We start from the raw sequence: 257 nt of genomic DNA, 5'->3' as shown, positions 1-257 counted from the left end.
AGACCTTGAATGAGTTTGATGAGATATAACTTTTAGATAAGCTTTCCGAATTTTAAAATTTGCTTGGCGACCATAGCATTGTGGACCCACCTGATTCCATGCCGAACTCAGAAGTGAAACACAATAGCGCCGATGGTAGTGTGGGGCTTCCCCATGTGAGAGTAGGACATCGCCAGGCTTTAAATTAAATCTTTAGGTTGACCGACCTGGAGATATGGACGCTCACTTAGTGAGTTGACCACTGCGGAGTGGTAGTT

At 44.7% G+C, this 257-nt stretch carries 1 rRNA gene; it reads left to right on the top strand.

Annotated elements, in window-relative coordinates:
- Window positions 1-62: 62 nt before the first annotated feature.
- Window positions 63-178, top strand: a 5S ribosomal RNA gene (gene rrf / locus AB4589_RS25575).
- The last annotated feature ends 79 nt before the right edge of the window (window positions 179-257 follow it).

It is taken from the genome of Vibrio sp. 10N.222.49.A3, assembly GCF_041475145.1.
Classification (GTDB): domain Bacteria; phylum Pseudomonadota; class Gammaproteobacteria; order Enterobacterales; family Vibrionaceae; genus Vibrio; species Vibrio tasmaniensis_A.
Note: the sequence above shows the minus strand (reverse complement) of the source record. Positions and strands in the feature narration are given on the sequence as shown.